General features: G+C 62.1%; 16 protein-coding genes and 1 pseudogene. 5 read left to right on the top strand and 12 right to left on the bottom strand.

Annotated features, from left to right (window positions below; genetic code table 11):
• Window positions 1-108 precede the first annotated feature (108 nt).
• From CXY80_RS08135 to CXY80_RS08115, 5 genes are all read left to right on the top strand, one after another.
• On the top strand, window positions 109-945 hold the full coding sequence (locus tag CXY80_RS08135) for an ABC transporter permease (protein WP_104132184.1): 837 nt from the start codon (window positions 109-111) through the stop codon (window positions 943-945).
• Window positions 946-1,063: 118 nt separating this feature from the next.
• Window positions 1,064-2,899 (top strand): RNA-binding domain-containing protein, encoded by a 1,836-nt coding sequence (locus CXY80_RS08130; protein ID WP_104132183.1) that lies wholly within the window; start codon window positions 1,064-1,066, stop codon window positions 2,897-2,899.
• Window positions 2,900-3,049: 150 nt separating this feature from the next.
• Entirely contained in the window at window positions 3,050-4,525 is a 1,476-nt protein-coding gene (locus CXY80_RS08125; protein ID WP_092448331.1) for an MFS transporter, read from the top strand.
• Window positions 4,526-4,662: 137 nt separating this feature from the next.
• The gene (locus tag CXY80_RS08120) at window positions 4,663-5,160 is read left to right on the top strand and encodes a universal stress protein (RefSeq protein ID WP_092448332.1); all 498 of its coding nucleotides are present in this window, start codon (window positions 4,663-4,665) and stop codon (window positions 5,158-5,160) included.
• 256 nt (window positions 5,161-5,416) lie between these two features.
• Window positions 5,417-6,568 (top strand): hypothetical protein, encoded by a 1,152-nt coding sequence (locus CXY80_RS08115; protein WP_146070706.1) that lies wholly within the window; start codon window positions 5,417-5,419, stop codon window positions 6,566-6,568.
• A gap of 12 nt (window positions 6,569-6,580) precedes the next feature.
• On the opposite strand, the gene CXY80_RS08110 is transcribed toward CXY80_RS08115, so the two are convergent.
• The 12 genes and pseudogenes from CXY80_RS08110 to CXY80_RS19440 form a co-directional block, all read right to left on the bottom strand.
• The gene (locus CXY80_RS08110) at window positions 6,581-7,894 is read right to left on the bottom strand and encodes a class I SAM-dependent methyltransferase (protein WP_104132181.1); all 1,314 of its coding nucleotides are present in this window, start codon (window positions 7,892-7,894) and stop codon (window positions 6,581-6,583) included.
• Complete coding sequence (locus tag CXY80_RS08105) at window positions 7,891-9,270, bottom strand: FAD-binding oxidoreductase (protein ID WP_104132180.1); 1,380 nt, start codon at window positions 9,268-9,270, stop codon at window positions 7,891-7,893. Before CXY80_RS08105 ends, CXY80_RS08110 begins: the two co-directional genes overlap by 4 nt.
• A gap of 252 nt (window positions 9,271-9,522) precedes the next feature.
• Window positions 9,523-10,497 carry a class 1b ribonucleoside-diphosphate reductase subunit beta gene (gene nrdF, locus CXY80_RS08100; protein ID WP_104132179.1) on the bottom strand — a complete coding sequence of 325 codons (975 nt, stop codon included), beginning with the start codon at window positions 10,495-10,497 and terminating at the stop codon, window positions 9,523-9,525.
• Window positions 10,498-10,671: 174 nt separating this feature from the next.
• Window positions 10,672-12,777, bottom strand: a complete 2,106-nt coding sequence (nrdE, locus tag CXY80_RS08095; RefSeq protein WP_104132195.1) for a class 1b ribonucleoside-diphosphate reductase subunit alpha — start codon at window positions 12,775-12,777, stop codon at window positions 10,672-10,674.
• Between the two features lie 26 nt (window positions 12,778-12,803).
• The gene (gene nrdI / locus CXY80_RS08090) at window positions 12,804-13,208 is read right to left on the bottom strand and encodes a class Ib ribonucleoside-diphosphate reductase assembly flavoprotein NrdI (RefSeq protein WP_092448337.1); all 405 of its coding nucleotides are present in this window, start codon (window positions 13,206-13,208) and stop codon (window positions 12,804-12,806) included.
• A gap of 53 nt (window positions 13,209-13,261) precedes the next feature.
• Complete coding sequence (gene nrdH / locus CXY80_RS08085; protein WP_092448338.1) at window positions 13,262-13,495, bottom strand: glutaredoxin-like protein NrdH; 234 nt, start codon at window positions 13,493-13,495, stop codon at window positions 13,262-13,264.
• A gap of 451 nt (window positions 13,496-13,946) precedes the next feature.
• Window positions 13,947-15,176, bottom strand: coding sequence for a multiple monosaccharide ABC transporter permease (mmsB, locus tag CXY80_RS08080; RefSeq protein ID WP_092448339.1), 1,230 nt, complete (start codon window positions 15,174-15,176; stop codon window positions 13,947-13,949).
• Window positions 15,177-15,206: 30 nt separating this feature from the next.
• Window positions 15,207-16,736 carry a multiple monosaccharide ABC transporter ATP-binding protein gene (mmsA, locus tag CXY80_RS08075; protein WP_092448340.1) on the bottom strand — a complete coding sequence of 510 codons (1,530 nt, stop codon included), beginning with the start codon at window positions 16,734-16,736 and terminating at the stop codon, window positions 15,207-15,209.
• Window positions 16,737-16,879: 143 nt separating this feature from the next.
• Entirely contained in the window at window positions 16,880-17,950 is a 1,071-nt protein-coding gene (gene chvE, locus CXY80_RS08070) for a multiple monosaccharide ABC transporter substrate-binding protein (RefSeq protein WP_369828661.1), read from the bottom strand.
• Window positions 17,951-18,030: 80 nt separating this feature from the next.
• A pseudogene (locus CXY80_RS08065) lies at window positions 18,031-18,291 on the bottom strand (hypothetical protein); the annotation flags it as partial.
• Window positions 18,240-18,950: an L-ribulose-5-phosphate 4-epimerase gene (locus CXY80_RS08060; protein WP_092448342.1), complete on the bottom strand. Its 711-nt coding sequence runs from the start codon at window positions 18,948-18,950 to the stop codon at window positions 18,240-18,242. The gene CXY80_RS08060 and the pseudogene CXY80_RS08065, both read right to left, overlap by 52 nt.
• Window positions 18,947-19,108 carry a hypothetical protein gene (locus tag CXY80_RS19440; RefSeq protein ID WP_158251609.1) on the bottom strand — a complete coding sequence of 54 codons (162 nt, stop codon included), beginning with the start codon at window positions 19,106-19,108 and terminating at the stop codon, window positions 18,947-18,949. The genes CXY80_RS08060 and CXY80_RS19440 overlap by 4 nt, the downstream gene beginning before the upstream one ends.
• Window positions 19,109-19,330: the final 222 nt, after the last annotated feature.

The raw sequence follows: 19,330 nt of genomic DNA, 5'->3' as shown, positions 1-19,330 counted from the left end.
CTCAACCTCGAAACCCCCGCCTACCGCCTCAACCAGCTACTTCTCGAAGCAAAAACCCCCGCGTTGCCCTGACCACTTGACTTTGCCGATCCTTCGGCCGCGCAAACACTGAGCCCCGCCGTCATCGCCGCCTCATCTGGACTGCTCGCCGCGGTGCGCGGGCAGGTCGTCACCGGACGCTTCTTCGACGCCGGCCACGACGAGCGCGGCGACCGGGTGGCCGTGCTCGGGGAGCGGGCCGCCGAAACGCTCGGCGTCAACCGGGTCGACAGCCAGCCGTCGATCTTCATCGGCGAGGTGTCGTACACCGTCATCGGCATCATCGACGGCGTCGAACGTCGTGCCAACCTGCTCGACGCTGTCATCGTGCCGCTGAACACTGCCCGCGTGCAGTTCGGCCTGACCGCCCCGGCCGAACTGCACGTGCAAATTCAGGTCGGTGCCGGCACTCTGGTATCGCGACAGGCGCCGATCGCACTGGACCCGAGCGCTCCGGAGAATTTCACGGTGCAGGCGCCCGCCGCGGCGTCATCGCTGCAGGACAACATTCAGGCCGACATCAACATCGTCTTTCTCACCCTCGGCATTCTTGCGCTGCTCGCCGGCGGCCTCGGCATCGCTAACGTCACCCTGCTCTCGGTAATGGAGCGGGTCGGCGAGATCGGCCTGCGCCGGGCGCTCGGCGCGACCGGGCACGACATTGCCCGGCAGTTCATCGTAGAGTCGGCCGTGATCGGCCTGCTCGGCGGGTTGATCGGCTCGGCCCTCGGGGTCTTCGCGGTCGTCGCCGTCTCATTGCTGCAGGGCTGGACCCCGATTCTCGACCCGTTCGTCGCGATCGGGGCCGCCCTGCTCGGAACGGTCGTCGGCCTCGCCGCGGGCGCCTATCCCGCCGTGCGCGCCTCCAACATCGAGCCGATTACTGCCCTCCGCGGTGGCACCTGATCCGCGGCTACGACTCACCCGCCGCGCAGGCTGAGGGCCATAGGCGGCACCTCACAAATGATTCGAGTATGACACGAGATACCTAGTGCGGTCGTATCATACCTGTTATCATTTGGCTATGACAGTACGTGAGGAAGCTGAGTCAGCATTGGCCGAGATTGGGGACGGCTGGGACGCTGATTCGCTCGGGGGCACAAGGCTTGACTTCAAGCAGACCCCACCGAGCGGTGACCGACGGGCTCCCGAAAAATTCCTCAAGGACCTCGCCGAATCCGTCGTCTGTTTCGCCAATGCGCAGAATGGCGGCATTCTCATCATCGGCGTGAAGGATAAAGCAGCGACGCGATCTGAAGCAATAGTCGGAGTCGACACCACAAAATGGCTCATCAATGACATCGTCAACAACATGCACGCCCGCACAAGCCCGTCGATCACGGTTCACCCCCACACACTAATTGTGGACGGCAAGAGCATCCTGGTGCTGGGCGTCCCGGACGGGAGCGACGTCTACAGCACAACGGAGGGCTTCTACAAGATCCGCCTCAACGACCGCTGCGTCGCCCTCGAAGGCGAGCAGCTCCGTGGCCTCAGAGCCATTCGACAAGGGCGCGACTGGTCCGCCGAACCAGCAAGCATAGAGTGGAGTCAACTGTCCCGGGCAGCCATCGAGAGAGGCGCCCAGCTCCTCTCACTGAATGGCAATGACGAGTTAGCGTCAATCGCCCTCTCAGACTTCCCCGCCTTCGCCAAGGCGACCGAACTCGCGACTGCGAACGGGGGACCGAATCGTGCCGCAGTGCTGCTTTACGGAAATCCCGAGGCCCTGAAGACAATCTTTCAATGGGGAGTCAGCGTGCAATCGCGCCCCAGTTTGGGAGGCGACCCCCGAATTCTGATGCGACGAGACGACACGTCTTTGCCGTTAGTGCTACTGCTCGACCAACTCCTCACGACTGTTGGCTCACTTGCGCGCAGCCAGTTTATTCGTGTCGGCGCCGAACAAATCGAACTCGTCGACTACCCGAGAGACGCACTTCGCGAGGTTATTGCCAATGCCTTCGCGCACCGAGACTGGGAGGCCACTGGCGTCGTCGAGATCATCCACAGCCCCGAGGAGCTGGTCGTCACGAGCCCAGGCGGCCTCCTGCCATCCCTCCGCGTCGACCGCCTCTTGCATGATGCCGCGTCACCACGAAACCCCAAACTAGCCGGGCACATGGCCAGGCTTCGATTGGCAGAAATGAGCGGACTCGGTTTCGACCGGATTTTCCGATCCGTCGCCCTCCTGGGTAAAGAGCCACCCGCCCTCGAAGACGGGCCTCGGTTCCGAGTGGCGCTCATTGGCGGCGCCGGTGATGAGGCTTTCGCGCGATTTCTGAGAAGCTCCGCAATGCCAGACGCCCTCGCAACTGATGTCGACGTACTCACTGTCCTAACCGCGCTGAGGCACAACCGGTCAGTGAACGCTGACACAGTTTCGACAAGGCTCCAGCGAAACCCGAATGACACGCAGAGAATCCTAATCCGGATGCATACTGCCGAGCTCATCCAACCAACGAAGAGCACAACGCGACGGGCGCACCCGAACTACCTACTCTCATCGCGCACGATCGCTGGTCTGCGTTCGGCACTGACGTACCGCACAGATAGCATCGACGCCGACGATGAAAAACTCCTCCGCCACCTCAAACGTCACGATCGCATTTCGAACGAGGACGTCCGCAACTATCTTGACTGCGATGTCGTCACCGCACGGAATCGGCTGACACGCCTGAGGACTCGAAAGCTCATCGATTTTGCCCCAGATAGCCCTCGCCGCGGCCCAATGGTCGTCTACGTAGCCACGGGGCTCAACGCGACTACGGCGGCGAAGCCCACCACCGCTGCTCCAACCGCCGAGGACTCGACCCCCCGGCCAGGCGGCCCCGTGGGTGAACCCAACACCCTGTTCTGACAGGCAGAGAAGGACAAAGTTCGCGGCAGAGTGGCCCTCAAAATACCGTCCAGAATTCGGTAACCTTCGTCACGGTCAGGCCCCGACAGGGTGCTGTCACGCGCCCCAGACGATGCCGGCTCCGCACCCCGGCTTTAGAGTGAGTGGAACATGCCGAATACACCCCATCCGAGCTCCGAACATGCCGACCGGCTGAAGCGGCAAGCCTTCTGGGTCTGCGTCGGAGTTGCATCGCTCACCATTCTCGACCTGTCCAAGATAAATGTTGGCCTGCCCGCCATCGAACAGTCGCTCGGCGGCGGTACCACCGAACTCCAGCTGATCGTCGCTGGTTACGCCCTCGCTTTCGGGCTTGCGCTGGTACCGTCCGGTCGGCTGGGCGACATTCATTCCCGGCGACTCATGTTCATCGTGGGTCTCAGTTCATTTACGGTCGCGAGCATCCTGTGCGCGATCGCGCCCACGATCGAGTTCCTGATAGTAGCGCGCATCGTGCAGGGAATTGCTGCGGGAATCCAGATGCCGCAGGTACTCGGGCTGATCCAGCAGCTCTACCAGGGCGCGGCACGAGGGCACGCATTCGGCTTGTTTGGCGCGGTCATTGGAATTTCGACGGCCTTCGGGCCGACGCTGGGTGGCCTCCTGATCGCCGTGGGCGGCCCAGAGAACGGATGGCGTCTGTCGTTTTGGATGAACGTGCCGTTGAGCCTGCTGGCACTCTTTTTCGCGATGCGCGTGCTTCCGAAACGTCAGAGTCATGCGCGGGAGCAGACCGGACTGGACCTGGTCGGCATCCTCTTGCTCGGAATTGCCACCCTCGGCCTCATGCTCCCGTTCGTGCTGACGACCGGTTCGCCAACGGATGACCACAACCGCTGGTTCTGGCTCATTGTCTTCGGCCTGTCCGGTGCCGCATTCTTCTGGTGGGAACGGCGATACCAGCAGATCGGCAAGTCACCCGTTATAGATTTCTCGCTCTTTCGCACGGCGTCCTATCGCAACGGGATACTGATTTCGACGGCATATTTTGCGGCGATTCCACCGTACTTTCTGCTGGTCACCCTCTTTTTGCAGCAGGGCCTCGGGCTGGAACCCGTCTTCGCCGGAATGGTCAGCATCTCATTTGCTCTCGCCTCCGCCGTTACGTCGTGGATCGGCGGTCGCCTGGTCTTTCGCTGGGGCCGCCAGCTCGTCGCCGCCGGCCTGGTCACGGTCATGATCGGCTTTGTGCTCGTTCTGCTTGCGGGACTGTTCGCCTCGGTGAACCTCGCTCCGTGGCTCATCGCCGCAGCCATGACTATGACCGGCGCCGGCGGTGGCCTCGTCATTTCGCCGAATCAGACGCTCACCCTGAGCGACGTTCCGGTCACTCAGGGCGGTGTCGCCGGGTCGATGGCCCAGGTCGGTCAGCGAGTGGGAACCGCGATCGGAGTCGCGGCCATAATCTCGACCTTCTACGCGATGTTGTACGCGGAGGCGAGCCAGCCTGATCGCGTGCAGGTGTTTCGTGACGGCTTCTTCAGCGGCATCCTGGTCGCGTTGGCACTCATCGCCGTTGCCCTGGCCTTCGCCCTGGTCGATTTGTTCGGAGGCCGAACTGAAAAATCCACCGTACCGAACGCCTGAAGTCCTGCTCGTCGCTGGACGAAAATCTCTGTATCCGCCAAACGGCAAATCGGGGCGGGGTCTGCCATGCTGACGGTGACCCGCTGTTCGGCAGGCGTTCCGGTTCGTCTGCGGGCCCTTGAGTAAAGGAGTACAGCATGAGCGCGTGCGTGATTGTTGGGGTAGTGCCCGGCCAAGCGGATACCGTCGTCGTGCAGGCGGCCATATTCGCGGCGCGCTTCAACGCGGAGCTGGTGTGCGCATCCGTCGACGCCGGCCAGTACCGGGTCTACGACCTGGGCGACGGAACGATGACGAGTCTGCCATTCACTGCGGACTCGCCCGAACGTGCGGAGGCGAGATTCGACCCGGATCTCGCGGCGCACCTGGCCGTGCTTCTCGACGGATGCAGGCTCACCTGGAGCACCCGGGCCCTGGCCGGCAATCCGGCCGGGGCCCTCGGCGAGTTGGCGGACACGCTGAGTGCCGCGATGATCGTGGTCGGAACTAGGGAGGCGACCTTGCGGGCCAGCCTGCAGGAGTTCATCAACGGTTCGGTGGCGGCCCAGTTGGCGCACCGTCAGCATCGTCCGGTGGTGGTGATTCCCCTCGCCCCGGTTCCGTCTGATCAGCCCCTACCTTGGGACCCCGCCTAATCCCGGCAAGCGGTAAACGTGCCCCTCAAGCCCCGTTGAACCTTCCCCTAAAACCTCGTCAAACGTGCCCCGAAAAGCTCGTCAAACCTTCCCCTAAAGGCTCGACTCGGCCCGATCGACGACGTGCGGCGCGAACCTGCAGGCAGAGCCGGGAGCATCCGTTGTGACCGTCGCCGTCCGCGCGGATTTACCCACCCACCGGTTTTCCCGGGTCGGGCGGCTAAACTCACCGTCTACGGGGTGAGGACTAAGTTCCATGAAACAACCGGGCATGTTTCTCTGCCTCGTGACCGCCGCCGCCATCGCGGCCGGCAGCGTCACCACGAGTTCCGCCGCCGCCGCCGATTACCCGACCTGGGAGCAGGTGGAAGCCGCCAAGAGCAGCGTCGCCGCCACTCTCGCCGAGGTAGCCGCGATCGAACTCGCGCTCGACGAGTTGCAGACCCGCACCGCCACCCTCGCCGACGACGCCGTAGCGCTCGGCGCCGCCCATGAACAAACACAGGCGGATTACAGCGCAGCCGCAGCCCAGCAGACGGTGCTCTCCGTTCAAGCGGATGCCGCATCCGCTCGCTCTGTCGACAGCAGCACCCGACTGGGCGCGTTGGGGGCCCAGCTTTACCGAGCCGCAGGCACCGATTTGAGTCTGGGCGCCTTCTTCGACAGCACGCACTCCGACGACCTGCTGTTTCGGCTCGGCACGATGGAGCGACTCACGGAGCAGGCGGGGCGGCTCACCGCGGAGGCTGATGCCGAACGCAACTCGGCCGAGGCGCTCAGCGCGCAAGCCGAAGCGATGACCACGGAGCGCGACCGATTGCAGGCCGCAGCATTGGCTGGGCTGACGGCTGCGCGCGCGGCCCAGCAGGCAGCCGACGCGGAGGTTGTCGTAAAGCAGTCCGCAAGCGAGGTGCTCTATGCCCAGCTCGCGTCACTGAAGAACTCATCCGCCGACGTGGAGCGGCAGTATCGAAACGGCGTGGCCGCCCATCAGCAGTATCTCGAACAGCAGCGCCAGGCTGCGGCCATCGCGGCGGCTGAGGCGTCCGCGTCATCCGGATCACCCGCGTCGTCGCCCGTACCGCCCGCCGGAGCCGTGATCGATCGCAGCGGCGCGCAGGCGATCGCCGCCACCCAGGTCGCCGCCCGGGGCTGGGGCACCGCCGAATTCACCTGCCTGGTTCAGCTCTGGCAACGGGAGTCGGGCTGGCGGGTGAGCGCCTACAACGCGTCCAGCGGCGCCTACGGAATTCCCCAGTCGCTTCCTGGGAGCAAGATGCAGACCGCGGGCGACGACTGGCAAACGAACCCCGCCACCCAGATCACCTGGGGCCTAGGCTACATCGCTTCCCGCTACGGCACCCCCTGTGGCGCCTGGGCACACTCCGAGGAGTCCAACTGGTACTGAGCCCGGCTGCTGCTACGGCGTCCACCACGGCCGCAACGGCAGATCCCCGGCCGCGCCACCCTCGTGGGGCTTGGTCATCAGCACCTGGTGCAACTGGATCCCATTGCGCTCGAAGCCGAGCCTCGAACCCGCCATGTACAGCCCCCACACTTTCGCGGTGGGCAGCCCGACCTCCGCGACGGCCTCGTCCCAATGCTCGACCAGGTTGGCGCCCCAGTCGCGCAGAGTGAGCGCGTAGTGCTGGCGCAGGTTTTCCTCGTGCAGCACCTCGAGGCCTATATCCTGCGCTTCGCTAATGATCCGGCCCGAGCCGGTGAGCTCCCCATCGGGGAAGACATAACGATCGATGAACCCGCGAGTCGCCGGTTCGGTCTGATTCTCCGGCCGGGTGATGCAGTGATTGAGCAGCAAGCCGCCGGGGCGCAGCCTGTCCTGCAGAAAGCGGAAGTACGACGAATACTTGCGCACGCCGATGTGCTCAAGCAGCCCGATGGATGATATCGCATCAAAGCCGGTTTCCGTGACGTCGCGGTAGTCGCCGAAGCGAACCTCCGCCAGATCGCTCAGGCCGCCCTCGGCGACGGCCCGCTGCGCCCACGCGGTCTGCTCGATCGAGAGCGTGACTCCGGTGGCGCGCACACCGCGCCGGGCGGCGTAGCGCACCATGCCGCCCCAACCGCACCCGACGTCGAGTAGCCGGTCGCCCGGCCTCAGCCGCAGCTTCTCAAACACGAGTCGGTATTTGTTCTCCTGCGCCTCGTCCAGGGAGGCGTCGCCGCTCGGGTAGCAGGCGCAGGTGTAGGTCATCGACGACCCAAGCACCCACTCGTAGAACCTGTTCGAGACGTCGTAGTGGTGGTGGATCGCGTCGGCGTCACGAGTCTTGCTGTGTCGTAGCCCTCCCGCAACGCGGCGCCAGCGGGGTTCCGCCTCCTCCGGCGGCGGCTCGATCGGGCGCAGCTGCCTGATTCCAATAGAGCGGATGATGTCCACCATCAGCCGCGCCGGTGGCCGGGTGAAAACCAGACTCTCGGAAAGTGCCTTGAGCAGTTCGTACGGGTCCCCAGGGTGCACCCCGCGGAGGTCGAGGTCGCCGGCGATATAGGCGCGGGCCAGTCCGAGGTCGCCACGGCCCGTGGCGAGATAGTGGGTGCCGCGCGGCGTCAACAGGTCCAGCCCGAGCGGGGCGTCCGGGGGTCCGGCCGAACTCCCGTCGTAGGCGGTGAACCGCACCGGAAGGCGTCCGCCGGCCAGAATCTCCAGGACCTGCGCGATGGTGAACGTGCCGGCCGAAGCATCCGTTTTACGATCTTTGAACGTCGTCATTGTCGTTGCACCGCCTTGGCATAGAGGTCGAGGAGACGTGAATCGGGGTCGTAGCGTTTTTTCGCGGCCCGGTAGGCTTGCCCGCCGTAGAGTTCGTCGAAGTCTTCACGGGAATAGAACGAGTCGGAGTACAGCGACTTGTGCCCGTCAAGCTCGCCGACCCTGCGTTCGATGCGCCGGTTGGCCTCCCCCTCGATCGACCCGACCGGCACCGTCGACCAGAACCCGACGTTGACGTAGCTCTGCCGGGGTCGCATCGGGTAGAGCTGCCAGCGGTCATCGCCCCGCAAGCGCAGCGGGCACAGCCAGATCGGTGCAATCGGCACCGTGTCGAGGAACCAGTCCAGAAATTCCGCGCACCGCTCCAGAGGCACCTCAACGTCTTGCACCACTCGCTCGCGGGGCCGCCGGCCGTGCAGTTTCTCGAGGAGGTCGCCGATCTGAAACCGCCGTTCGAGCCTCATCAGGGTTCCGTAAAAGCTGCTGCGCCGGTAACGCCCGGGCCAGCACCGGCGAATAAACGGATGCTGCGCGCCGAACGCCTCGGAGCACCAGAACCAGTCGGTGTCCCAGCGCCAGAGGTAGTCGTGAATCGTGAGGCGGTCGGTTGTCACACCGCGCTCGTGTCGGATGGAGCGGTAGTAGATCTGTTGGCCGGTGTAGTCACTGACGGGGCCGGGCTCGCTGGTCTGCCGGCCCACGCAGAGGTAGCTTTCGTCGGCGCTGAACACGACACCGTCGAGATAATCGACGGCGACACCGTCGAGGCTGCCGGTCAGCAGGATGCCGTTGATCGCCGCGACCAGGTCGACGAGCGCGTGGAACCGCACGTGCGTGAGAGCGACGAAGGGCTGGACAGGTTCGAGTTCAATGCGCAGCCGTACCGCGTAGCCCAGAGTTCCGTAGGAGTTGGGGAAGGCATGGTACAGCTCGGGGTTCTCGCGACGCGATGCGGTGAGCACTTCTCCGGCGCCGGTGAGGATGTCCAGTTCCAGCACGGATTCGTGGGGCAGGCCGTTGCGGAACGATGTCGACTCGATGCCGAGGCCGGTGACCGCGCCGCCGAGGGTGATGGTCTTCAACTGCGGCACGACCAGCGGCGCCAACCCGTAGCGCAGCGTCTCGGCAACGAGGTTTTCGTAGGTGCACATGCCGGCCACGTCGGCCGTTCGCGCCTCCGTATCAACAGCAATGACGCCGGTCAGTCCGGACGGGTCGAGCCCTACGCCCCGGGCTTTGGTCCGGGTCCGAAACAGATTCGAGGTGGACTTGGCCAATCGAATCGGGGTCGCCACCGGGACGGCGCGATAGCTCTGCAGTAGGCGCTGCACGCCGGCGGCGTGAGCGCTCCGGGCGTCGAGCACAACAGCGGGCACGCCCTCACGTTAGTCCCCAGTGAAGCGATCACACCAGTGCTCGTTGCCACCGATATCGCCCGCGTTCTGGCAGGCTCAGGCCAGGACCACGACGATCGGCACGCCGGCCGGCACACCAGAGCGGCCAGCAATCTTCTTCGCCACGCCCGAGGAGTTTCGCGCAGCCGACGCGGCGCGAGCTGTGGCATCCGCTTCATCAACCGGCTCCGAACAGCTATGAGCGCATAGCATTCCCCGAGGTCGTGTGTGTGGTTAGAAGTCCCAGTCGTCGTCTTCGGTAACCACGGCCTTGCCGATCACGTACGACGAACCCGACCCGCTGAAGAAGTCGTGGTTCTCGTCGCCGTTGGGTGAGAGCGCGGAGAGAATCGCCGGGTTCACGTCGCAGACGTCCTTCGGGAAGATCGCCTCGTAGCCGAGGTTCATCAGCGCCTTATTGGCGTTGTAGTGCAGAAACTTCTTGACGTCTTCGGTCAGGCCGACCTCGTCATAGAGGTCCTGCGTGTACTGCACCTCGTTCTCGTACAGCTCGAACACGAGATTGAAGGTGTAATCCTTGATCTCGTCGCGACGCGCCTGCGTCTCTTTTTCGAGCCCCTTCTGAAACTTGTAGCCGATGTAGTAGCCGTGCACGGCTTCGTCACGAATGATCAAACGGATGAGGTCGGCCGTGTTGGTCAGGCGGGCGCGGCTGGAGAAATACATCGGCAGGTAGAAGCCCGAGTAGAACAGGAACGACTCGAGCAGCACCGAGGCGACCTTGCGCTTGAGCGGGTCGTCGCCCTGGTAGTAATCCATGACGATCGAGGCCTTGCGCTGCAGGTTCTCGTTCTCGGTCGACCAGCGAAAAGCTTCGTCGATCTCCTTGGTGGAGGCCAGCGTTGAGAAGATCGAGGAGTAGCTCTTGGCGTGCACCGACTCCATGAAGGCGATGTTCGTGTAGACGGCTTCTTCGTGCGGGGTGATCGCATCGGGGATGAGCGAGACAGCGCCCACTGTGCCTTGGATCGTGTCGAGCAGGGTCAGCCCCGCAAAGACGCGCATTGTGAGCTGCTGCTCCACCGGCGTCAGCTGGTTCCACGACTGGATGTCGTTGCTGAGCGGAACCTTCTCCGGCAGCCAGAAGTTATTGGTCAGGCGGTTCCAGACGTCGACGTCTTTATCGTCTTCGATCTTGTTCCAGTTGATCGCGTCAACGTGCGACACCAGCTTGAGCTTGTCAATCATGGGAGGTCCTCTTCGGATACTGCTTATTGGGTATTGCTTGGGTCGTTACTCGTCGGCGCCGGTATGCGAAACCCAGCCAACCGCTGGTCGAGCTTGCCCCGACCGCCACGGTATTTCGATGGCGGTCGGGGCAAGCTCGACCAGCGAATTTAATCCATCATTCGATGCGCCAGATTAAAGCGCGCACGAGACGCAACCCTCAATTTCCGTGCCTTCGAGGGCCATCTGGCGCAGACGGATGTAGTAGATCGTCTTGATGCCCTTTTTCCATGCGTAGATCTGCGCGCGGTTGATGTCGCGGGTCGTCGCGGTGTCCTTGAAGAACAGCGTCAGCGAGAGGCCCTGGTCAACGTGCTGGGTCGCCGCGGCGTAGACATCGATGACCTTCTCGTAGCCGATCTCATAGGCGTCTTGGTAGAACTCCAGGTTGTCGTTCGTCATGAACGGCGCCGGGTAGTAGACGCGGCCCAGCTTGCCTTCCTTGCGAATCTCGATCTTGGCCGCGATCGGGTGAATCGACGCGGTCGAGTTGTTGATGTACGAGATCGATCCGGTCGGCGGCACGGCCTGCAGGTTCTGGTTGTAAATACCGTGCTCGACAACGGATGCCTTCAGCTCGGCCCAGTCCGCCTGCGTCGGAATCGACACTCCGGCCTGGGTGAACAGCTCGGCGCCGCGGTCAGTCGTCGGCTCCCAGACCTGGTCGGTGTACTTGTCGAAGAACGCACCGGAGGCATAGGTGCTGTTTTCGAAGCCCTCGAAGGTGCGACCGCGCTCGATGGCGAGGGCGTTCGAGGCGCGCAGCGCGTGGAACAACACCGTGTAGAAGTAGATGTTGGTGAAGTCGATGCTCTCTTCACTGCCGTAGTAGATGCGCTCACGGGCGAGGTAGCCGTGCAGGTTCATCTGGCCGAGGCCGATGGCGTGCGAACGGTCGTTACCGTCTTCGATGGAGCGAACCGAGCTGATGTGGCTCTGCTCGGACACCGCGTTCAGGCCACGAATGGCGGCGTTGACGGTGCGCCCGAGGTTGCCGGAGTCCATCGCCAGGGCGATGTTCATCGACCCGAGGTTGCAGGAGATGTCCTTGCCGATCTCGTTGTACGAGAGGTCCTCGTTGTACGTGGTCGGGGTGTTCACCTGCAGAATCTCGGAGCAGAGGTTCGACATGTTGATGCGACCGTCGATCGGGTTGGCCTTGTTCACCGTGTCTTCAAACATGATGTACGGGTAGCCGGACTCGAACTGAATCTCGGCGAGGGTCTGGAAGAACTCGCGCGCCTTCATCTTCGACTTCTTGATGCGGGGGTTGTCGACCATCTCGTGGTATTTCTCGGTCACCGAGATATCGGCGAAGGGCACGCCGTAGACCTTTTCCACGTCGTAGGGCGAGAAGAGGTACATCCACTCGTCATTCTTGGCGAGCTCAAAGGTGATGTCAGGAATGACGACACCGAGCGAGAGCGTCTTGATGCGAATCTTCTCGTCGGCGTTCTCCCGCTTGGTGTCGAGAAAACGCATGATGTCGGGGTGGTGCGCCTGCAGGTAGACGGCTCCGGCTCCCTGCCGGGCACCGAGCTGGTTGGCGTAGCTGAAGGAGTCTTCGAGCAGCTTCATCACGGGAATGATGCCGCTGGACTGGTTCTCGATCTGCTTGATCGGGGCGCCGGCCTCACGGATATTGCTGAGTAGCAGCGCCACGCCGCCGCCGCGCTTTGACAGCTGCAGCGAGGAGTTGATGCCGCGGCTGATCGACTCCATGTTGTCTTCGATTCGCAGCAGGAAGCAGGAGACGAGCTCGCCGCGCTGGGCCTTGCCCGAGTTCAAAAAGGTCGGCGTCGCGGGCTGAAAACGGCCGGCGATGATTTCTTCGACCAGTTCGACGGCAAGCTTCTCATCACCGGATGCGAGACCCAGCGCCGTCATGACGACGCGGTCTTCGAAACGCTCGAGATAACGCTTGCCGTCGAAAGTCTTCAGCGTGTACGAGGTGTAGTACTTGAATGCGCCGAGGAAGCTCTGGAAGCGGAACTTCTTGGAGTAGGCGAGGTCGTTCAGGCTCGTGATGAACTCGAACGAGTACTGGTCGAGCACGGCCTGCTCGTAGTATTCCTTCTCGACCAGGTAGTCGAGGCGCTCGCGCAGCGAGTGGAAGAACACCGTGTTCTGGTTGACGTGCTGCAGAAAGAACTCGCGTGCGGCTTCCTGGTCCTTGTCGAACTGGATCTCCCCGTTCGGCCCGTACAGGTTGAGCATGGCGTTGAGCGAGTGGTAATCCATGCTCGGCGCATCCACTGGTGTGACTTTCACGGCTGTTGTTTCCAAAATTCTTCCAATCCGTCGTGAACGATGCGTACATCATCCGGTGTTCCAAATACTTCAAAGCGATACAGGTGCGGCACCTTGCACTTGGCGGCGATGATGTCGCCGGCCAGGCAATAGGCCGTACCGAAATTCATGTTGCCGGCGCCGATGACGCCGCGAATCAAGGACCGGTTGGTCTCGTTGTTCAAAAACTTGATGACCTGCTTGGGGACAGCCCCGCCGTCACGGCCCCCACCATAGGTGGGCACGCACAGCACGAACGGAGCCTGGACGACGAGCGGCTCGTCGCGGGCGTGGAGCGGAATGCGTGCGGCCGACCGGCCCAGTTTTTCGACAAACCGATGGGTGTTGCCCGAGGTGCTGGAAAAGTACACCATGTCAGTCATCCGTGCGAGTCAATCCTGAGTTTGTGGGTGTTGGCGCGAGGGTGCGATCTGAACTACGCGAGGCGAGCGGCGAGCGCGTTGATCTTGTCCGGGCGAAAGCCGCTCCAGTGCTCTTCGTCGGTAATGACGACGGGCGCCTGCAGGTAACCAAGGGCCTTGACCGCGTCGAGAGCGTTCTCGTCGACCGAGAGATCGCGCACCTCGTACTCGATGCCCTTGTTGTCGAGGGCACGGTAAGTGGCCGTGCACTGCACGCAGGAGGGCTTCGTGTAAACGGTGATTGCCATGATTATGGCCTCTCTTCTTGGCTGATTCAGTCTAATTCTGCTCGTGATACTTCGCAAGTATGTTCTATAAAAAACTTCGACTTCGAGCCGGAATTCGTCGGAAATCGCAGTGTAAAGTGAGCAAGTTTTCGCCTTGCAATACTGCCTGGCTAGAGTCTCAATACTACATCTAGTGATCAAAGAAGAACAGAGCCACTACATACGGTAATTACATTTATGTAGTTATCCACCGACATTCCACAAGCCGCACACCGCCGACCGGCCCCAGACCGCCCGAATTCCGCGGAACCCCGGACAGTTATCCACAGGGCCTTGCCCTGACTATATTTTGCCTGTGGAATGTCCGACGGCGTGTCGCGGCCGGTCCCCACACCGAGCGCGCACGGCACACAAAAGGCCGGAACGCTCACGCATTCCGGCCTTCGGGTGGGTAGTGCTAACGCAAGAACGGTCAGTGACCGCCCGACCGGCGCTTGTTGTACACGTCAAAAGCCACAGCGAGAAGCAGCACGAGGCCTTTGACTGCCTGCTGCCACTCGATGCCAATGCCGAGAATCGACATACCGTTGTTGAGCACACCAATGATCAGACCGCCAATGATGGCGCCGCCGACCGTACCGATGCCACCCTGCACGGCCGCACCACCGATGAACGCTGCCGAAATGGCCTCGAGTTCGAAGCCATCACCGGCCTTCGGGCCGGCGAGATTAAGCCTGGCGGTGAAGATGAGGCCCGCCAGGGCGGCGAGAATACCCATGTTCACGAACAGGTAGAAGTCGACCTTGCGGTTCTTGATGCCGGAGAGTTCGGCTGCGTGGCGGTTGCCGCCGATCGCGTAGATGTGGCGGCCGAACACCGTCCGGTTCATCACAACACCATAGATGAGCACGAGCACGGCGAGCACGATCAGGGTGACCGGGATGCCCTTATAGCTCGCGAGCGCGTAGGCGAAGAAGCCAACTGCCGCGGTGATCAGGATGAGCTTGGTCACGAACCACACCAGGGGCTCGACCTCTTGGCCGTACTTGGACCGTCCCAGGCGCGTGCGCACCTGCTGCACAATCAGAGCAATCACGGCGATCAGTCCGACTCCGAGGGTGAGCGGGTCGAGGTCGAACTCGCCGAACACGTCGGTGAGAAAGCCGTTGCCGAGCGCACGGTACTCGGCCGGGAAGGAGCCGATGTTCGTATTTCCGAGCACAACGAGCGCCAGGCCGCGAAAGATGAGCATGCCCGCCAGGGTCACGATGAACGCCGGGATTCCCACATAGGCAATCCAGAAGCCCTGCCACACGCCAACAAGAGCGCCGATGCCGAGCGACATAATGATGGCCAGCCACCACGGCAGGCCCCACTGCACGGCGAAGACACCGGAACATGCGCCGACGAAAGCGGCCACCGATCCCACCGACAGGTCGATGTGGCCCGCAACGATCACCATCACCATTCCAATGGCGAGAACGAGAATGTAGCCGTTCTGCACGATCAAGTTGGAGATATTTTGCGGGCGTAAAAGAATGCCGTCGGTCAGAACCGCAAACAGCACCACCACCAGAACGAGGGCAATGAAAATACCGTTCTTGCCCAGGTCGGCCAAAACGTGACTCAGCCAAGACGTGGCTTTGTTCTCACTCGGGTTGACCAGGCCTCCCGTGGCCGGCGTGGTCTCTTGATCACTCATTGGGGTTCTCCTTTTCCGCTAGCGCCGGCGCTAGCGGGCCTTTTCCATGGTCATGTGCTTAATGAGGGTCTCCGGCGTGGCGGTCTCAATCGGGAATTCCCCGGTGATGGCACCCTCAGCCAGGGTATAAATGCGATCGCAAATGCCGAGCAGTTCCGGCAGCTCCGAAGAGATGACAATAACGCCCTTACCGGCCGCGGCAAGTTTGTTGATGATTGTGTAAATTTCGTATTTGGCCCCCACGTCGATCCCGCGGGTGGGCTCGTCAAGAATCAAAACGTCGGGGTTGGAATAGATCCACTTCGACAGCACCACCTTCTGCTGGTTGCCACCAGAAAGTTTGCCGGTCTTGACGAGCACGTTCGGAGCCTTGATATTCATGCTCGCGCGGTATTCGTTGGCGACCTGATACTCCTCGTTGTCATTCACGAGGCCCTTGCGTACCAGCCGATGCAGCGCCGCCATAGAGACGTTGCGCTTAATGTCTTCGATCAGGTTCAGGCCGTAGGTCTTGCGGTCCTCAGTGGCGTAGGCGATGCCGTTGTCGATGGCTTCGGTCACGGTGCGGGTCTTGATCTCAGTGCCGTGCTTGAATACCTTGCCGGTGATGCGGCTCCCGTAGGAACGCCCAAACAGGCTCATTGCGAATTCCGTGCGGCCAGCCCCCATGAGGCCGGCGATTCCCACAATCTCACCGGCACGTACGCTGAGGTTGACGTGGTCAACGATCATGCGCGTCACGTCTTGCGGGTGAAAAGCGGTCCAGTCCTCAACCCGAAGGATCTCTTCCCCAATGTCGGGAGTGTGATCCGGGTAGCGGTGCTCGAGGTCACGACCGACCATGTCTTTGATGATGCGTTCTTCGGTGACGTCGAGCTTGGCGATGGTTTCAATGGCCCGGCCGTCACGGATGATCGTGACCGCGTCGGAGACTTTCTTGATCTCGTTGAGCTTGTGGCTGATGATGATCGACGTGATGCCCTGACCCTTGAGGTGCAGGATGAGATCGAGCAAATGGTCGGAGTCGTCATCGTTGAGGGCCGCCGTTGGCTCATCCAGGATCAGCAATTTCACCCGTTTCGAGAGCGCCTTAGCAATCTCGACGAGCTGCTGCTTGCCGACGCCGATGTCCATGATCCGCGTCGTTGGATTTTCGCGCAGCCCCACCCGGGCAAGAAGCTTGGCAGCCTCAGAGTTGGTCTTGTTCCAGTCAATGAGACCGAAGGCGCCACGCTGTTCGTTGTTCAGAAAGATGTTCTCGGCAATAGAGAGGTACGGACTGAGCGCGAGCTCCTGGTGAATGATCACGATTCCCTTGGCCTCGGAATCGCTGATGCTCTTGAACTCAACGATTTCGTCTTCGAAGACGATGTCGCCGGTGTAGGTGCCGTGCGGGTAGACGCCGCTGAGCACCTTCATCAGGGTTGACTTTCCGGCACCGTTCTCGCCGCAGATGGCGTGGACCTCCCCGCGACTGACGTCGAGTGTCACGTCAGAGAGCGCCTTTACTCCGGGAAACGTCTTGGTGATGCCGCGCATCTCAAGGATGTTCGTAGTCACGTGAGCACCTTCTTTATTCCTCTATTGCATGGTCAGAACCCGGGCGATTTCGGCGACCGGTAAAAATGTGGGGGGCACAACGGCCGGTGGGGTAAAACTACCCCACCGACCGTTGGGCACGGGCTAAACAGGGGCAGCGAAACCTAGCCGTTGATTTCTGCTTCTGTCCAGTAGCCCGAATCAATCAGCACGGCCGGGATGTTGTCCTTGACCACGATCGTCGAGTCGAGCAGGAACGACGGAACGGTCTTCACACCGTTGTCGTAGTCCTCCGAGTTGTTGGTCTCGGGGGTCTCGCCATTCAGCAGGGCGACGGCCATGTTCACGGCGACGGATGCGAGCTCGCGCGTGTCCTTGAAGATGGTGCCGTACTGCTCACCCGAGTTGATCGCCTTGACCGAGTCGATCTCGGCGTCCTGGCCGGAGATGATGGGCCAGCCGTCGCCGACGGAGTAGCCAGAGCCCTCGAGGGCAGAGATGATGCCACGAGAGATGCCGTCGTATGGCGACAGGATGGCGTTGACCACGGTGCCGTCCGAGTACTGCGCGGTGAGGAGGTCCTCCATGCGAGCCTGTGCTTCTTCTCCGGCCCAGCGGAGGGTAGCGACCTGCTCAATGTCGGTCTGGTTGCTCTTGACCACGAGGACGCCGTCGTCGATCAGCGGCTGGAAGGCATCCATTGCACCGTTGAAGAAGAAGAACGCGTTGTTGTCATCGAGCGAACCGGCGAAGAGCTCAAGGTTGAACGGACCGGCAGGCGCGCCCTCGATGGGCGTTCCGTCGAGTTCGGCAAGTCCGAGTCCGTTCAGGACCGACCAGGCCTGCTGCTGTCCGACCTTGAAGTTGTCGAAGGAGGCGTAGTAGTCGACGTTTTCGGTATCGCGGATGAGTCGGTCATATGCGATGACGGGAATGTCCGCGTCAGCGGCGTCCTGCAACACGCTCGTGAGCGTCGTGCCGTCGATCGAGGCCACGATCAGGGCTTCGGCACCCTTGGTGATCATGTTCTCAATCTGCGAGACCTGCATGGGGATATCGTCCTCGGCGTACTGGAGGTCGACGGTGAAGCCCTGTTCCTCGAGCTGGCTCTTGACGGCGTTACCGTCGGCGATCCAACGCTCGGAGCTCTTGGTCGGCATGGCAACGCCGATCAGTCCCTTGTCGCCACCTCCGTCGGTGCCGGTGGATGTGGCGCCGGATGAGCAGGCTGCCATCGATACCGCGAGGGCACCCGCGGCCACGACTGCGAAGAATACGTTCTTTTTCACTGTGTTACCTTTCATTCTGTTTATCGTCATTGATGTGAAATTGCAGGATTGTGGAGCAGGTACAGGCCTTGTGCCAGTCGGTAGTAGGCCTGATTCCAACGCACTTCGCGGGTGAAATCGCGCAGGGTGGTGGTTTTATCGATCACGAGAAGCTCGGTGCGAGCGATCTCGGCGAAATCGTGGAGCACCTCGGTGCCGCCGGCAGACGACGTTACGGTGGTGCGGTCGGCTGCCATCACTGCAACGCCCCCTGCGGTGCTTGTCCGTAGACATTCTGGTAGCGGGCGAACAGGGAATCGATAGATTCCTGTGGGATCGGGACGAGTTCACCGCCCACGCGGGCAAGCTGAACCGTGCGGGCAACGTCCTCCACCATGACCGCGGCCTTCACAGCATCGCGAGCGTCCTTGCCGATCGTGAAGGGCCCGTGGTTCGCCATCAAGACGGCACGAGAACGGTGGCCGGTGAGAGTCTCCACGATGCCGCGGCCGATCGAATCGTCGCCGATAATGGCGAAAGGTCCGACCGGGATCGGGCCGCCGAATTCGTCGGCCATGGCCGTGATAACGCACGGGATGGCTTCATTGCGGGCGGCCCAGGCCGTGGCGTAGGTGGAGTGCGTGTGCACAACACCGCCGACATCAGGCATGTTCCGGTAGACGTAGGCGTGTGCTGCGGTGTCACTCGACGGCGAGCGGTCGGCGCCCGGCGTGCCGGGGATGACATTTGCGTCGAGGTCACAGAGAATCATGTTCTCCGGCGCCAGGTCGGCATAGTCGACCCCGCTGGGCTTGATAACGAACAGGTCGGCGCCCGGCACCCGGCCAGAGACATTGCCGCCGGTCCAGACCACGAGCCCGTTGCGAAACAGCTCCGCGTGCAGGCGGGTGATTTCAGCGCGAACGCGGGCGATCGCGACCTCGATCTGGGGGCCGTAGGTGCTCATGCGAACACCAGCCTGGCGCGGTCCGTGGCCGCGGCCGGACGGCCGCCGGCAGCGCGCACCATAACGGCCCGACTCGGATTGGCCACGCTCAACGCGCGCGTCCCGCCGTCGACCGAGGTCAGGGACTCGGTACAGGAGATCGCATCGGTTGTACTCACGGAATCGACTCCTATGTCAGGTCTGAGCGCGGACGATACCGCGAGTGGTTCGGGTGTGGTGACAGGGCAATCGCTTGACTCGATCTGCATGTTCCGACCGAATGTGATCGGTCACATTGCTGTGTGTTTATGTTAGCGGCATTGGGACACACTGTGTCAACAGCGACTTTGTCTCGTTTGAATAACGCTCGAAATCGCGCATACCGCCGATCGAAATCGCTA

This window comes from Cryobacterium sp. M91 (assembly GCF_002929615.1).
Classification (GTDB): domain Bacteria; phylum Actinomycetota; class Actinomycetes; order Actinomycetales; family Microbacteriaceae; genus Cryobacterium; species Cryobacterium levicorallinum.
This window is presented reverse-complemented; position numbering and strand designations above follow the sequence as displayed.

Excerpts from the sequence above, each read along its gene's own strand:
- CXY80_RS08120 (WP_092448332.1), top strand. The coding sequence starts at position 4,663 with ATGAGCGCGTGCGTGATTGTTGGGGTAGTGCCCGGCCAAGCGGATACC.
- CXY80_RS08060 (WP_092448342.1), bottom strand. The coding sequence starts at position 18,950 with ATGAGCACCTACGGCCCCCAGATCGAGGTCGCGATCGCCCGCGTTCGC.
- CXY80_RS08110 (WP_104132181.1), bottom strand. The coding sequence starts at position 7,894 with ATGACGACGTTCAAAGATCGTAAAACGGATGCTTCGGCCGGCACGTTC.
- nrdE (WP_104132195.1), bottom strand. The coding sequence starts at position 12,777 with ATGGATTACCACTCGCTCAACGCCATGCTCAACCTGTACGGGCCGAAC.
- CXY80_RS08115 (WP_146070706.1), top strand. The coding sequence starts at position 5,417 with ATGAAACAACCGGGCATGTTTCTCTGCCTCGTGACCGCCGCCGCCATC.
- nrdF (WP_104132179.1), bottom strand. The coding sequence starts at position 10,497 with ATGATTGACAAGCTCAAGCTGGTGTCGCACGTTGACGCGATCAACTGG.
- CXY80_RS08130 (WP_104132183.1), top strand. The coding sequence starts at position 1,064 with ATGACAGTACGTGAGGAAGCTGAGTCAGCATTGGCCGAGATTGGGGAC.
- nrdI (WP_092448337.1), bottom strand. The coding sequence starts at position 13,208 with ATGACTGACATGGTGTACTTTTCCAGCACCTCGGGCAACACCCATCGG.
- CXY80_RS08125 (WP_092448331.1), top strand. The coding sequence starts at position 3,050 with ATGCCGAATACACCCCATCCGAGCTCCGAACATGCCGACCGGCTGAAG.
- mmsB (WP_092448339.1), bottom strand. The coding sequence starts at position 15,176 with ATGAGTGATCAAGAGACCACGCCGGCCACGGGAGGCCTGGTCAACCCG.
- chvE (WP_369828661.1), bottom strand. The coding sequence starts at position 17,950 with ATGGCAGCCTGCTCATCCGGCGCCACATCCACCGGCACCGACGGAGGT.
- nrdH (WP_092448338.1), bottom strand. The coding sequence starts at position 13,495 with ATGGCAATCACCGTTTACACGAAGCCCTCCTGCGTGCAGTGCACGGCC.